Raw genomic sequence first — 15,300 nt, forward strand, 5'->3', positions numbered from 1 at the left:
AATAAGAATGAATGTTTAGGGTCATATTCCCGTTAAAATTTCCATTTATTTAAGCAGTGAATGGCACAAAAGTTTAGTTAAATAGCACCACACTGCTCATTGTCCAATATGTTTTATGGTCTTTATTTCTTCCCTTTTTTTCAAGTCATCGAAAATAAAGCTTTGGGTCGTTTATGTTTATTCTATTAATGTATGTCCACGCAATCATTATGTTTTCATCTGTAATATTAAATATCTCTATTAAGCTTTGCTGCTGTCATATGCTTTATGTCTGATTGTATTTAGAAGCGTTCGATTATTTATATATTGTGCAATGAGCTTTTGTAAATTTAGCTAACCCTACTCAATCCCAGTAAAACATAAGTTAATTTTTGTCTTTATTCGCCTTCTTGCATTAGTTTATTTCTCATAACGTTAACTCAACATAAATAATCACAGATCCAGAAGAATACGCAATTGCTCATTAACCGATAATATCTCGAGTGAGCTATATTTCGTAAGATCGACTGCGATTACATCAACTTTTTAAAACCTACGAATACAATGAAACACCATAAGTTGGTTGTTATTTTCGGAGCAACTAATGGTGTTTTATTGCCGTTCAACAGAGTTAGGTTCCCGATTGCTCTATTTCAACTCATCCATGTTTTGTCGTCAGGTAAAAGTGCTATTTCAGCTATATTCGTTGATGTTATCTATGGATCCACTTAAAACCAACGCCGTTGTTAGTTTTGTGCACCACTATTGCATCATGACTTGACTGATAGCTTAAGTTTGGGTTGTGGCAAAATTTAATCGTCACGGATGTAGACTCAAGGATGATGATTTGACTTTGGCACTTTTTAATAAAAATACCACCTGAACACATATTTTCTGTTTCAAATTCGCCATATTTTTCTTCGCCACACGATAGTTCAACACGTTCATTTGCTTTTGAACGCTCATTAAATCGATTATTCATGTAAACCTCATATCCTTCAACAATTAGACGGCAACGTATGATAAGTTTTAAGTGGATACGAAGATTATAGTTACTCGCAGGAAAAACGCTGCATGTCAGTGTAGCCATCGTCTGTAATTCATTGAAATATCAATCAATATTTTTTTTTTGCAATTTGCTTGATGAATTTATTTAGCAATGTACGTACCTTCACTGGCGTTGTTAAGGTACGTATAATGGTGCGTAAACCTTAGATAGACACTGTTGAGGGTTAGCTTCTATATCACGCTTGAGTTGGTAGTCAGAACGCTCTTGACTAACAATGTGAAAAGTAAACTTAAAACCTATTGACTTCATACTTATTTAGTTGACTTTTCAGATGACGGTTCAGGTTGATGTCGATATTTTGATTCACTATTTTTATGCCTTTTTTCACGTTGTTTTTTTTCAAGCTCAGCACGAATGTTAGCTGTATTTTTGTTTTTTGATGAACAAACAAGTTCCTCTTTATCAAAGTCGTCAAACTTTACACGGTTGTCTTTACCCATAATACCTATCAACTTAATTAACACCTGATGTATGAAGATAGTTTAATACTTAAATATGAACAAACATTGATCCAAACTAATTATTTAATTAAAAATAATATCCAACTTTACATTTTTTTCGTATTGCTCACTCATGTCATTGCGACCGAAGGAATGAGCGTAGTTTTTTCAAATATCTTCGTAAAAAGGGTCAATAGTGCAGTTTATTTTGCTTGGTTTTGTACATCATTATCTTCTTATTGCTCGTTTGTATTCAATTTTTAATGGCTTGCAAGCTATTAAACGGCATTTGGCCTGATCAACCTAAGTCGAGGAGATTGAGGATTTCAGGTCGAGTGAGTCTGTGCGGGTTGGTTTTTAAAAACAGCATATCAGTTCGCTAAAAAGCAGCGAAACATAACGTTTTCAAAAGAATTATTACTAACCACTAATTCTATTAAAGCCTTTCCCAGATGTATAAAGTGAGCACTATCAAATAATTTAGAACACAACAAAGACTTGTTTGAAATTAAACCGAATCAATTTAGTTCTAGAACACGATTTAGTTGCATTTAATTATTGTTAATAACTTCAAATTTGGATAATGCTAATTGTGAGAGTTTTAAATTGTTAGCCTATTGCTAATATATTTCTTAGTTGATCTCCCAGCAGTCCGGGCAATATCCCAAGTATGAGTAAACTTGCAGTAATAAGTCCTACCCATATTTTAGTCAGGTAAGCGCCATGTGCTTGGTGTATGTCATTCTTTGCAGGGGCAAACAACGTGAAAATGACTCGCAGGTAATAATAGAGTCCTACAGCACTGCCTACCAACATGGCAGTTACTAACCACCAAGCAGAAAGTTTGATAGCGAGGGTTAACAAATAAAATTTACCAATGAAACCTATTGTAATAGGCATACCAGCGAGTGACAGAAAAGCGATGGTCATAATGCTGGCGAGCCAAGGATGTTGCCAAAACAACCCTTGTAATTGTGGTAATTCATCCAAGTCTTGCTGATCATCAAGTCTGGATAATAGCGTGAGCACCGCAAATATTAAGATTGAGGCGACCAGATAGGCTAATAAATAATAACTGACGCCTTCCAGCACTAAACTATGATCAACGCCCATCGCAATAACCGCTGCCACTAACACATAACCCATATGGGCGATAGCCGAGTAGGCCATCAAACGTTTAAGACTCTGTTGTTGCAGGGCCAGCCAGTTACCTAGCAGCATGCTAGCAATTGCCATCAAACTTAACATACGTATCAAGTCTGTCTCAAAATCAGCAGGAACCTGTAAAATTAATTTTATAAACAACGCAAAAACTGCGGCTTTGGACAAAGTAGTGAGCAATAATGTGGAATTAACCGGCGCTCCTTGATAAACATCAGATGTCCAGAAATGTAATGGGACCAGAGATAACTTGAATGCAAGCCCAGCCAATACCAAAACAAAGCCACTTTTTGCCATCAGACCCATTGGAGATTGCAACATGTCAACTAACATCATTTGTCCGCTGCTGGCATACAATAAGGCAAAACCCATAAGTAAAACGCTTGTGGCAGCACCAGACAATAATAGGTACTTCATGGCACCTTCGAGCGCGAGTTTACGTTCTCGGTTATATGCGAGAATGGCTAACATCGACAAACTCATCAGTTCAATACTGAGGATCACACTGCCCACATGGCGAGACATCACTAACAACATCGCACCAAGGCAGGAAAGCAGCAGCAAAAGATAAAACTCTTCAGCCACTTCTTTACTGTTTGCACCCATGTATGGACCTTGAAGCAAGGCCACAGAAATTCCTACCATCAACAGCATTAAACTGAAGAAACCACCAATGGGTTCGTGTTCAAACAAAATGGTGATGGTTTTTAAGTTTGTAGGGTATTGGTAAATTAAAGCAGCTAACGCTAAAAACAAGGTGATTAGACAAATACCCTGTGCAATGAAGTGATTTCGTTTCCAACTTGCTTGGATCATCACTGCTAAAATACCAACACTTATGATCAATACCGGTAACAACAACCATAATTCTTGAATACTCATGGGCGAACCTCCCCAGCGGTTTGCATCAAACTACTGAGGGTTTCACTGCTTAATTCCAACACTATGTGTGGCTGTAATCCGAAATAAATTAAGGCGACCACCAAGAGACTAGTGAACACCAATTCGCGCATGTGTAAGTCAGTTATATTAACGTTGGCTGGCCCCTGAAAGGCCCGTTGAAATAGGTGTAGACCATAAACGGCTGAGCCGATTATACCTAAGGAAGCAATAATGGTTTGTATAGGAAACGGTTGGTAGCTGCCAAGTAGGGTGAGTAATTCGCCATTGAAGTTAGCCATTCCAGGCATACCTATGCCTGCCATCACAAAAATCAGGGTTACCGTTGCCATTTTAGGAGCACTTGCCCATATACCACCCATTTGGCCAATTTCACGACTATGAATACGATGCTGGATCATACCAGCCATACTAAACAAGGCTGCGCTGCTTATTCCGTGAGCCACAATGGTTAATATGGCACCTTGCAGTGCTACTTCGTTCCAGCTAAACAATGCCAATAACACGAACCCCATGTGGCTAATACTGGAATAGGCTATTAGACGTTTCAAGTCAGTTTGGCTATAAGCCATGAAGGCTCCATAAATGATACTGACAACGCCTAAAGTGACCGCTACTGGTGCAAATTCCATGGTGGCGTTAGGAAATAGTGGCAATACAATTCGAATTAAGCCATAGGCACCGGTTTTAAGTAATACTCCCGCTAACAAAACACTACCGGCCGTGGGTGCCTGTGTATGTGCATCAGGTAGCCAACTATGAAATGGCACCATGGGCAATTTAACTGCAAAAGCAATAAAAAAGCCCAACATCAACCAAAACTGCATATTGTCGGGTATCACTAATTGTTGCAATTCATTAAGGCTAAAACTTAATTCTCCTGTTTGGCTTTGATGGTGCAGGGCCAAAGCAATAATGGCGACTAACATCAACAAACTGCTTACTTGAGTGAATATAAAAAATTTGAGCGCTGCGTAGCGACGATCTTCATGACCCCAAATGAGAATTAACGCGGTCATGGGCAATAACATCACTTCCCAAAATAAGAAAAACAAGAACAGATCGGCTGCTAAAAATACTCCGATAATACCTGCCACACTAAACATTAAATTAAAATGGAAAAAACCACGATGTTGTTCAATATCGTTCCAGGAGACCATCACAGCTAGCATTGCCAAAGCAATAGTCAAGGTCACGAGCAACAGAGCAAGACCGTCATACAACAAAGAAAAATGAATGTTAAAGCGTGCAAACCACTCCCAACTAAGGCTGTTGGTGCCATCACTGGCAAGGTAGACACCAAATATTAACAAACTGAATAAGCCAAACAGGGTGACCCAGTTGCCTGAACCGCTAAATTTTTTTTCACTGAGCCAGGCGCATGAACCCAACATCAAAGGAAACCAAATTAAAAAACTTAATGCCACCATACTACCCCTCCTAACATCAGGGCACATCCTGCGAGGGTGCCAAACAGATACCAGCGCAACTTACCGTTTTGACTGATAACTAAAATTTCATTTAGACTAAAATTAAACCAGCCTACAAAATGGTAAAAATGGTCAATGACATCACTTTTGTTGATCCGTGCGAACAGTTGCAAGGGTCGGGTAAAAAGTCGTTCATAAAGCCAGTCAAAACCTAACCCATCTCGGCAGAATTGACTGAAAGTCCCATCATTGGACCGTATTGAACTGCGTGGAAAATATAATATCCAAGCTAATATAAAACCTGCCAATGCCACTGCTACTGGCATCCACTCTATCCATAATGGTAAATGAGGATGATGAACTGGGCCAAATACCTGTACAAAATCTAAACTAATAAATCCGCCTATTACGGCTAATGTCACCAAGGGCAATAAAGGCACCACAAACTGGCTGGATGGTTTGTAATCCGCTTCCTTTAGATCATGGTTGCTTGGACCAAAACAGACAATAAATAATAATCGAAAACTATATAAGCTAGTTAAAAATGCACCAAGAACACCAATCCACCACAGAGTTGGTCCTGCAGTGTGGGCTTCATAAGTGGCAGCTAATATAGCTTCCTTACTAAAAAATCCTGAGCTGCCAGGGAAGGCCACCAACGCTAACAATCCGATTAATAAAAATGTTGAGGTCAGAGGTAAAGCTCGAAATAAACCCCCCATTTTATATATATCTTGCTGGTGGTGCATTTTTAAAATAATACTACCGGCGGTTAAAAATAACAGAGCCTTAAAAAATGCATGGGTCATGAGATGAAAAATAGCAGCATCAAAGGCCAGTGCTCCTAAACCCAAAAACATGTAGCCAATTTGACTCATTGTGGAGTAGGCCAAGATACGTTTGATATCTGATTGGGCAAGTGCGGCTATACCGGCCAATACCAGAGTCAGCGCACCAATCCAAGCAACCAAATTTAGTACGCCATCAACTTGAAGAAATAGAGGGTGCATTCTGGCAATGAGATACACACCGGCTGTCACCATGGTGGCAGCATGGATCAGTGCACTCACTGGAGTGGGACCAGCCATGGCGTCAGGTAACCAAGTTTGTAGGGGCAATTGTGCCGACTTACCCACCGCGCCTCCTACTAATAATATGCATGCTAACCACAGATTAGACTGGGACACCTGCACAGTTGAGTCGACGATAGTATTAATATGTAAGCTGCCAAATTCACTGAATAAAATTAATAAACCGATCATCATTGCGGTATCGCCAACCCGAGTCACAACAAACGCTTTTTTGGCGGCGATCACATTATCAGCTTTATGTTGCCAGAAGCCGATTAGCAAGAAGCTACACAAACCAACCCCTTCCCAACCTAAGTATAGCAACACTAGGTTATCGCCTAAAACCAGCATCAACATGGCAAACACAAATAGGTTCATGTACACAAAAAAGCGCTGTATATCTTTATCAGCGAACATGTAAGCCGCACCATACCAGTGGATCATCCAACCCACACCTGTTATCACGCTCATCATTACAAGAGATAACTGGTCCAAGTGTAAACCGAAGTTAAGAGGCGCATCGGCGATAGGTAACCAATTAAATAACACTTGTTGAAAGGAATGACTTCCCATGTCTATAAATTCAATCCCAATAAATAGTGTTAAAATGGCAGCGACACCCATTGATCCTACTCCTAATACGGCTACTATCTTGGCTGAAAGTCGACCGGCCAGTAGTAACAATATTAGGGATGAGGCAAGGGGAAATAAGGGAACAAGGAAAAGCAAATTTTGCATATTCATCCCTTCATCTCGTTAAGTTTATCAATATCCAAATCACTGATATGTTGGCGTAAACGAATAAGTAAAGCTAAGCCAAGACCTACCTCGGCAGCGGCAATGCTTAGGATCAGGATATAAATAACTTGACCATCAGCTTGCTGCCATAAACTTCCGGCTAATATAAATGCTAAAGCGCCGGCATTGAGCATGATTTCCATCGACATCAGCATAAATAAAGTATTTTTGCGACTTAACAAACCCACTAGTCCGATAGCCCAAAGTAGGGCAACCAACACCAAACCATGCTCAATAGGAACCGCCATTATTGGTTTCCTTGTTGTTTATCAGTTTGTTTGGGAAGCTCTTTGGCCAGATGATAACCACCGACCAAACCTGCCAAAAGTAAGAACGACGCTATTTCAACTGCTAGCAAGTAGGGGCCAAACAGTAAAATACCCACCGCTCTGGCATCCACTAATTCTATTTGTGCCATAGATAGCGAATTTGTTGACCAGTTTTGATGAGACAATATTACGAAGACTATTTCAGCGAGTAATATCATGACTAGTAGGGTAGGGCCAACCCAGCTTTGCCATGTTAACCATTGACTCTCTCGATCAATATCAGTTTGATTGATATTAAAAATCATTACCGCAAATACGAACAGCACCATAATTGCACCGGCATAAACAATAATTTGGAGCGCAGCAGCAAAAGGTGCCCCTAGCAGATAAAAACACATTGCCAAGGCTAATAAACTGACAACTAAATACAGCAGCGCGTGTACAGCGTTTTTATTGGTTACCACTAATAGACTAGCGAGCACAGCTACACTGCCACTCACATAGAATAATGTTAGGCCACTCATGGCATTAAACTCCTAACGTCAATTGGAGATTTTTCTTGATCGGCTTGTCCTTTATCTTTGCCTTTAACACTAATGCCAGCTTTGTGGTAAAAATTATAATCAGGATATTTGCCTGAGCCGTCTATGAGTAAATGCTCTTTCTCATAAACCATATTTTGTCTATTGTATTCGGCCATTTCCACATCGGGTGTAAGTTGAATGGCATAAGTAGGGCAGGCTTCCTCACACAAACCACACATAATACAGCGCGAAAAGTTGATTCGAAAAAAATCAGCTCTCCAACGACCATGCTCGTCCTCAGTTTTTTCCAAGGCAATACAATCTACTGGGCATGCCACGGCGCATAAGTTACAGGCAACACAACGTTCCTCTCCATCTGGATCACGTGTCAATACAATTCTGCCTCGGTAACGTGGAGCCAAATATGGTTTTTCTTCTGGGTATTGAACCGTGTCTGTTGTGTCAAACAAATGTTTGAAAACTGTCCACATAGTTCTAATTTGAGTATGCATAATTAAAAATCCCCCCATAGTTTAACAACAGCGGTGCCCACTAAATTGAGTAGCGCCAGTGGTAACATCCATTTCCAACCAAATTCTAATAGTTGATCAAAGCGGGGCCGAGGCAATGCCGCTCTTAAAAGAATAAAGAAACAAATCAAGCTCATGGTCTTCAATACAAACCACACAAAAGGTGGTAACCAAGGGCCTAACCAGCCACCTAAAAACAGAGTAGTAATCATCATCGATATCAACATCATGCCGAGATATTCTCCGAGAAAAAATAAAGCAAATTTAATTCCGGAGTATTCGGTGTGAAATCCAGCAGTCAACTCAGTTTCTGCTTCGGGCAGGTCAAAGGGTAATCTGTGGCTTTCGGCTACCCCTGCAATAATAAATACAACAAATCCGATAAATTGTGGGATCACAAACCAGATATCTTGCTGTGCCAACACGATATCGCTTAATCTGAAGCTTCCGCTTAAAATGACGACTCCAAGAAGTGATACACCCATAAACACTTCATAACTAATAGTCTGCGCGGCAGCTCGCATGCCACCTAAAGCTGCATATTTGTTGTTGGATGCCCAACCAGCCAGCACTACTGAATAAACCGCCATCGATGTCATTGCTAGAAAAAACAATAAACCAATATTACTGTCTGAGATCATCATCCCTGGTGCCATTGGTACTACGGCAAAACTCATTAATATCGCCATTGCGCCTATGAGTGGCGCTAATACAAATACCGGCCGGTCAGCAAAAGGTGGGATCCAATCATGCTTAAACAGAATTTTAATTAAGTCAGCGAGGGATTGTAAGATTCCAAAGTAGCCAACCCGATTGGGTCCGCAGCGTTGTTGAAAAAAACCTAACAAACGACGTTCGAACCACACCAACATCGCGGCAGTAGGAACCAATATGGTCACCATAAGTCCAATCATTGTCATCAGTTCTAATCCCGGCATCAGATCACTCCCTCAATAAAATGGATTGGGATTGTTTGATCTTGCGCCAGTAGCCGGTTTTGTTGCTGTTGTTTTACAAGTTGTTGTTGTATTTGTTGCTGAGATATTTGAACGTTGTATTCTGTGTTTTGTTTGGTAGTAGCAGCAGTGAGCTGTTCACAATTGTGTAATTCGAATAGTTGGTCCGCGGGAACATAGATCAATAAACTATTAGCAGGAACTTGGTCACTAGTGACCAACTGTAAGGGGATCTGGTTATTATCGCAATAAATCAACTGCCCCGCGATAAATCCTAATTTTGCGGCATCTACTGGTCTTGCAACAATTTGTGCCTGAACTTTCAACTGAGCAATAGGTAAAGCATGTAAACTTAGACTATCGCTACCAAATACTTTTTGTAGCGGCAGTATTTGCCATTGGGCTTTGGCATTTATTGACCAAGCAGCTTGCCATTTAAACCATTGATCAGTCTTCTTGGTGCCAATGCAGCGTACTCCTTTTTGCTGAGCAAGTCCGTCTCCACGGTATTCATCGCGAAATTTATGGTTTGATTGATTAGAATTCCAACCAGGTGACCAGCTATAAGCCAATGGAAATTCGTCTTTTTGACCCACTTGTGTGCCTTCCATACTTTGTTTGTAAGGGGCACCTGTTTCGCCGAAGGGTTTGGGTTCGTGCATTGTTTGGTTGGCAAGCATAGCAGTACGGCCACTTACTCTTGGAGTTTGTAAAGCAAGTTGAGTCTGATGATGCTGATTAAAGTGGACATAAAGTTGAGGATAGTCTTGGCTCAGTCGATCTCGAAGCTGACCCAAATTATCAACTTCGCCAAGTTTATGTTGCTGCAGCTTGGCGATATTCACTAGCCATTGCCAGCCTGGTAAACATTGACCTGATGGTTTTGTTGCTGGCAGATGAGACTGGATTAACCCCTGATAATTAAGCTCAGAGCCACTACATTCACTAAAACTTGATACTGGAAGATTGACTTCATCAGCACCAGCAGCACTGAGTTGACCTAAAAGAACAACATTATCTGAATATTGACGCCATTCGTTTAACCTTTTAGTAAAAGCTGGCGAGCAATGATCTAGCACCAGTAAATTAGATTTTTTGGCAGTCCTATAATCTAATCCGTTATTTTCTGTCTGTAAACTGTCTATACTTAAATAGCTACCCTGGGTTAATAAGCCTAGGCCTAGTGTATTTGCATCGGGTGGGACGATACATAACATGGCATCATCCTGAGTATTTTCGTTTTTAATATTGACTGATTTTAACGCTTTGCGAATATTAGTAGCAGCAGCTAACAAGGCTGCGTTGTTGGCTGACCAGCCAGTGATTATTAATGGTCGTTTGGCTGTTTTTAAAATCTCAAGCAACTCTAGTGTCTGCAACGCTACTTTACTGACTTTAGGTTTGGGTGATTTATCATTGAGTAAATTGGCTAACAAAAATCCTTGTTCAGCAGCTTTTTTATGATCACAGACCAAGCTAATGGTAGCTTGTTTAGCCAAATCGCTTTCACCATAACCCAAAATAGCCAGAGGTACAGGATGATGAGGTTGTATTGCTCTGACTGCGGCATCTTGCCAGCCTGGCACTCTTAATTTTTCGGCTTGTTCACGAGCGTTATTTAGCAACGCTTGTCGGATAGATAATGCTATACGTGGTGCACTATTGTTGACGTCTTCAGCTAAAATGAGTATCGCATCAGCTTGCTCCATTTGTGCCAAACTGGGCGCTTCCCATTGACTCAAAATTGACATATGTATAGCCAGTAACTTTTCATGTTGAGCACTAAGTCCGGGATTAAAATTTTCACGTCCAACAAGTTGTTGCAGAGCAAAATTGTCTTCTAAGCTAGCTTGACTACTACCAATCCCGATCCATTTATCTTTACTTTTCAACCTATCATTGACAGTGGTATCAGCCCATTCATTTGCTTGTCCATCTACAGTAATTGTCTGACGGCGTGCCTCACTATTTACATAAGAAAAACCATAGCGGCCGCGATCACATAGAAAATATCCATTCAGATGGTCATTAAAACGGTTAGTGACACGTCGCACTGAACCATAACGTTCCGACAGACTGGTGTTACAACCTACCGAGCAGTGTTGGCAAACGGAAGGTGCGGTTTGTAAATCCCACTTGCGGCTGTAATGATCTCCAAATGGTTTATCAGTAAACACACCGGTTGGACAGACTTCCACTAAATTACCAGCAAATTCGTTTTCCAGTGTGCCGTCACATTGGCGACCAAAATACACTTTATTGCTAATTGCTTGAGCAGCTAAATCTGTACCCCCTGCATAATCTTTGTAGAATCTTTCACAGCGATAACAGGTAATACAGCGGTTCATCTCATGCTTGATTAATGGGCCAAGATCTTGATTGATAAAGGTAGTTTTTTTACCTTTGTATTGACGTTTATTATGACCAGACATGACTGTCATATCTTGCAGGTGACACTCTCCGCCCTCAGTGCAGACTGGACAGTCATGAGGATGATGTGTCATTAGTGCAGATATAATCTGTTGACGAAACTCTTTTTCTGCAGGCTGCTGCATGCTGACACGCATACCGTCAGATACCGGTGTCATACAGGCTACAATAATCCGCCCACGAGTATCATTTTCGTCTTGATATTGGGTCATCGCACATTGTCGACACGCGCCAACAGAACCCATTGCTGGGTGCCAACAAAAATAAGGTATATCCAATTTTAGGGATAGACTGGCTTGTAATAAATTTTGCCCATCTGTGACGGTATATTGTTGGTTATCAATAAAAATTTTGGTCATAATTTAATGCCCGTGAGGACACCCCTTGTGATCAATATGCTGTTGAAAATCATCGGCAAAGTATTTCATACCACTGCGTAATGGCTCGACTGCCCCTGGTGCGAGTGCACAGAAGGTTTTACCTATCCACATAAACCCGCATAATTGTTGTAATGTATCAAGATCGTCCTGTGCACCATGACCAGCCTCAATACGACTTAAAATTTCTACCGCCCACGGCAAACCATCTCGGCAAGGTGTACACCAGCCGCATGATTCTTGTGCAAAAAACTTCAATAAATTTAGGATCATGCCTACTGGACAATGTTGATCATCAAGGGCAACAATCACACCTGTGCCCATGCGACTACCAGCTTTGGCAATTGCATCATATTCCATAGGGATATCCAGATGTTCAGGCATTAAAAAGTCAGTGGATGCACCACCTGGTAACCAACCACGTAGCGTTAACCCATGCTGCATACCACCAGCTAATTCTAAGATTTGTCGGGCTGTGGTACCCATCGGAAGTTCCCATAAACCAGCGTGTTTAACTCTACCACTGATACCAAAAATTTTGCTCCCGGCGTCTGCACCACCAGATAATTGGGAATACCATTCAACGCCGCTTTTCAAGATGCCAGGCAAGTTACATAAGGTTTCGCAGTTGTTAACAATAGTGGGTCGCCCAAATAAACCTACTACTTGTGGGAAAGGTGGTTTGGCACGAGGATTGGCACGTTTACCTTCAAGTGCGTTAATGAGTGCGGTTTCTTCGCCGCAGATATAACGTCCGGCGCTAGTATGCAGATGTAATTTTAGTGAATACTGACTGTCATTAATGTTGTCTCCTAACAGACCTGAAGCTTCTGCTTCATCAATAGCCTGTTGTAAGCGTTCACCACAGAGACGATATTCACCGCGCAAAAATATATATGCAACGTCAGCACCTATTGCATAGGCTGCAATCATCATACCTTCGATTAATAAATGAGGAGCTCCCTCCATCAACCAACGATCTTTGAAGGTGCCTGGCTCCATTTCGTCTGCATTACACACCAGATATTTGTTTTTTGGGGCATCTTCGCCCATTGGCACAAAGCTCCATTTCATGCCTGTCATAAATCCGGCACCACCACGGCCTTTTAGTTTTGCTTCAGATACCCGTTGTTGAACCTCTTGAGGTTGCATTTTTAACGCGTTTTTAAAACCTTCATAGCCACCTGTGCTCTGATAAGTCCGCAGATTTTGCGGATTGCTTAGATCAAGGTACTGACTTAATGGTTTATCCATTATCAACTCCGTTCAAGCGCTTCACAAGACTATCGATCAACTCAATATTTAGGCTTTCAATAAGCTCTCCATCCAACATTAAGGCAGGCGCTTTATCACAACATCCCAAACATACGTTTGGAAGTAAGGTTATTTTTCCATCTTGAGTAGTTTGACCAAATTCAATTTTGAGTGTCTTGCGCAAGTGATCGGCAATAGTTTGGTAATCATGCAGCCAGCAACTAATGCTGTCGCATAAGTGGATAACATGTTCGCCCACTGGGTGGCGATAAATCAGATTATAAAAGGTGGCAATTCCCTCTAATTCAGTAGCTGACATACCTAACATATTCGCTATGGCATATAAGCTCTCATCACTTATCCAGCGACGTTCATTTTGTACAATTTGGAGGGCATCAATGGCGGCTGCAGGTCTTATTTCATATAAAGAACACTCATGTTCAATGGCAGCTATTTCCTTAGTAGAAAGCACTTCGCGATAACTAACTATTTCGTTAAAATTAACCATTGGTTGGTTAGTAAGGTCAACTTGTTTAATTGGAATTACATTACTCATCGGTCTACGTCCGCCATAACAAAATCTATGCTGCCAATAGTGGCAATCAAATCGGCTATCATCTGGCCTTTGGCCATTACTGGGATCATTTGTAAGTGTGGGAAGGATGGGGTACGAATATGTGTACGATAACTCATAGTACTGGCGTCACTTGTCAGGTAGTAGGCATTGCTGCCTTTGGTGGCTTCTACTTCCATCATGGCTTCACCTGCAGGGATAACCGGTCCCCAACTTACACCTAAAAAATGTGGGATAAGGGTATCGATATCCTGCATAGTGCGTTCTTTTGGAGGTGGTGTAGTTAGTATGTGATCAGACTTATAAGGTCCTTCAGGCATGTTTTGTACACACTGGCGAATAATACGCATGCTTTGACGAATTTCTTCCACCCGCACTGCACAGCGATCGTAACTATCTCCGCGAGTACCTAAGGGCACCTCAAAATCAAAATTTTCATAACCACTATAAGGACGTTTTTTACGTAAATCCCAGTCAAACCCTGTGGCACGTAATCCAGGCCCAGTCACACCCCAGTCAATCGCGGTAGCAGTATCGTAGGCGCCAATACCTACTGTGCGTTTCTTAATTAAACTATTTTGCATTACCATTTGGTCGTAATCAGCCATGCGAGCTGGCATATAATCAAGCCATTCGGTGACCATTTTGTCCCAACCTTTAGGTAAGTCAGCAGCAAGCCCACCAATTCTGAACCAGGCCGGATGCATCCGAGCGCCAGTGATGGCTTCAACAATGCCAAACAATTTTTCTCGGTCGACAAACATGTAAAAAATAGGCGATAAGGAGCCTATGTCCTGTGCGAAAGTGCCATAAAATAGGAGGTGGCTGAGAATGCGGAACATCTCACATAACATCACTCTGATGATTTTGACCCGTTCTGGTACAACAATACCAGCTAGCTTTTCTACAGCCATAACATAGGGCAGGTTATTCATCACTCCGCCCAGATAATCAATGCGGTCCGTATAAGGAATATAGGAATGCCAGCTCTGACGTTCGGCCATTTTTTCAGCACCACGGTGGTGGTAACCAATATCTGGTATTGCTTCTACGATTTCTTCACCATCTAGTTGCAGCATGATCCTGAAAACACCGTGCACACTGGGATGGTTTGGGCCTAAATTTAGCCACATAAATTCTTCAGGATTACCCTGTGGTTTTAGGCCCCATTCAGCGGGGTTAAATTTTAATGCCTCCTGTTCCAAATCACGAATGTCATCTGGTAAGCTATATTCACCCATCTCAGTGGCCCGTGAGGGATGGGTTTTACATAAAGGATGCCCCTGCCAAGTTGTTGGCATCATAATCCTTCGTAAGCAAGGATGATCGGTAAATTTTATCCCAAATAAATCCCAGACTTCTCGTTCGTACCAGTTTGCATTTGGCCAAATGGAACTGATGCTCGAAACTTCTTTTGCATCCGTGGTTAAGGCAACTTTTATACGTAAATCTTGATTGCGCCCATAAGAGCGAAACAAATACACCACGGTGAAATCTCGTCGATGGGGGATTACATTATGTTGGCGAGTTGTTTCATCT

At 41.4% G+C, this 15,300-nt stretch carries 13 protein-coding genes; all 13 read right to left on the reverse strand.

Annotated features, from left to right (window positions below):
* Positions 1-691 precede the first annotated feature (691 nt).
* Positions 692-961: a hypothetical protein gene (locus QZ562_RS14315; protein WP_293761446.1), complete on the reverse strand. Its 270-nt coding sequence runs from the start codon at positions 959-961 to the stop codon at positions 692-694.
* Positions 962-1,299: 338 nt separating this feature from the next.
* Positions 1,300-1,500, reverse strand: coding sequence for a hypothetical protein (locus tag QZ562_RS14320; RefSeq protein WP_293761449.1), 201 nt, complete (start codon positions 1,498-1,500; stop codon positions 1,300-1,302).
* Between the two features lie 597 nt (positions 1,501-2,097).
* Positions 2,098-3,531 (reverse strand): NADH-quinone oxidoreductase subunit N, encoded by a 1,434-nt coding sequence (locus tag QZ562_RS14325; RefSeq protein ID WP_293761452.1) that lies wholly within the window; start codon positions 3,529-3,531, stop codon positions 2,098-2,100.
* Positions 3,528-4,979 carry an NADH-quinone oxidoreductase subunit M gene (locus tag QZ562_RS14330; protein ID WP_293761454.1) on the reverse strand — a complete coding sequence of 484 codons (1,452 nt, stop codon included), beginning with the start codon at positions 4,977-4,979 and terminating at the stop codon, positions 3,528-3,530. The genes QZ562_RS14325 and QZ562_RS14330 overlap by 4 nt, the downstream gene beginning before the upstream one ends.
* Positions 4,967-6,787 (reverse strand): NADH-quinone oxidoreductase subunit L, encoded by a 1,821-nt coding sequence (gene nuoL / locus QZ562_RS14335; RefSeq protein WP_293761456.1) that lies wholly within the window; start codon positions 6,785-6,787, stop codon positions 4,967-4,969. The genes QZ562_RS14330 and nuoL overlap by 13 nt, the downstream gene beginning before the upstream one ends.
* 2 nt (positions 6,788-6,789) lie before the next feature.
* Positions 6,790-7,098 (reverse strand): NADH-quinone oxidoreductase subunit NuoK, encoded by a 309-nt coding sequence (gene nuoK, locus QZ562_RS14340; RefSeq protein ID WP_293761470.1) that lies wholly within the window; start codon positions 7,096-7,098, stop codon positions 6,790-6,792.
* Positions 7,095-7,640, reverse strand: a complete 546-nt coding sequence (gene nuoJ / locus QZ562_RS14345) for an NADH-quinone oxidoreductase subunit J (RefSeq protein ID WP_293761457.1) — start codon at positions 7,638-7,640, stop codon at positions 7,095-7,097. Before nuoJ ends, nuoK begins: the two co-directional genes overlap by 4 nt.
* The gene (gene nuoI, locus QZ562_RS14350; protein WP_363315365.1) at positions 7,637-8,152 is read right to left on the reverse strand and encodes an NADH-quinone oxidoreductase subunit NuoI; all 516 of its coding nucleotides are present in this window, start codon (positions 8,150-8,152) and stop codon (positions 7,637-7,639) included. The genes nuoJ and nuoI overlap by 4 nt, the downstream gene beginning before the upstream one ends.
* A gap of 2 nt (positions 8,153-8,154) precedes the next feature.
* A complete protein-coding gene (gene nuoH, locus QZ562_RS14355; protein ID WP_293761461.1) occupies positions 8,155-9,108 on the reverse strand; it encodes an NADH-quinone oxidoreductase subunit NuoH in 954 nt (317 codons plus the stop codon).
* A complete protein-coding gene (gene nuoG / locus QZ562_RS14360; RefSeq protein WP_293761463.1) occupies positions 9,108-11,915 on the reverse strand; it encodes an NADH-quinone oxidoreductase subunit NuoG in 2,808 nt (935 codons plus the stop codon). The genes nuoH and nuoG overlap by 1 nt, the downstream gene beginning before the upstream one ends.
* Positions 11,916-11,918: 3 nt before the next feature.
* Positions 11,919-13,187, reverse strand: a complete 1,269-nt coding sequence (nuoF, locus tag QZ562_RS14365; protein WP_293761466.1) for an NADH-quinone oxidoreductase subunit NuoF — start codon at positions 13,185-13,187, stop codon at positions 11,919-11,921.
* Positions 13,180-13,743 carry an NADH-quinone oxidoreductase subunit NuoE gene (gene nuoE / locus QZ562_RS14370; protein WP_363315366.1) on the reverse strand — a complete coding sequence of 188 codons (564 nt, stop codon included), beginning with the start codon at positions 13,741-13,743 and terminating at the stop codon, positions 13,180-13,182. Before nuoE ends, nuoF begins: the two co-directional genes overlap by 8 nt.
* Positions 13,740-15,300: NADH-quinone oxidoreductase subunit C/D (gene nuoC / locus QZ562_RS14375; protein ID WP_293761468.1), on the reverse strand; the 1,561-nt coding region annotated here is incomplete at its 5' end. The genes nuoE and nuoC, both read right to left, overlap by 4 nt.

Source organism: uncultured Paraglaciecola sp. (assembly GCF_913058035.1).
Classification (GTDB): Bacteria; Pseudomonadota; Gammaproteobacteria; order Enterobacterales; family Alteromonadaceae; genus Paraglaciecola.

Coding starts and splice junctions, on each gene's coding strand:
- QZ562_RS14315 (WP_293761446.1), bottom strand. CDS start 961: ATGAATAATCGATTTAATGAGCGTTCAAAAGCAAATGAACGTGTTGAA.
- QZ562_RS14325 (WP_293761452.1), bottom strand. CDS start 3,531: ATGAGTATTCAAGAATTATGGTTGTTGTTACCGGTATTGATCATAAGT.
- QZ562_RS14330 (WP_293761454.1), bottom strand. CDS start 4,979: ATGGTGGCATTAAGTTTTTTAATTTGGTTTCCTTTGATGTTGGGTTCA.
- nuoL (WP_293761456.1), bottom strand. CDS start 6,787: ATGCAAAATTTGCTTTTCCTTGTTCCCTTATTTCCCCTTGCCTCATCC.
- nuoJ (WP_293761457.1), bottom strand. CDS start 7,640: ATGAGTGGCCTAACATTATTCTATGTGAGTGGCAGTGTAGCTGTGCTC.
- nuoI (WP_363315365.1), bottom strand. CDS start 8,152: ATGCATACTCAAATTAGAACTATGTGGACAGTTTTCAAACATTTGTTT.
- nuoH (WP_293761461.1), bottom strand. CDS start 9,108: ATGCCGGGATTAGAACTGATGACAATGATTGGACTTATGGTGACCATA.
- nuoG (WP_293761463.1), bottom strand. CDS start 11,915: ATGACCAAAATTTTTATTGATAACCAACAATATACCGTCACAGATGGG.
- nuoF (WP_293761466.1), bottom strand. CDS start 13,187: ATGGATAAACCATTAAGTCAGTACCTTGATCTAAGCAATCCGCAAAAT.
- nuoE (WP_363315366.1), bottom strand. CDS start 13,743: ATGAGTAATGTAATTCCAATTAAACAAGTTGACCTTACTAACCAACCA.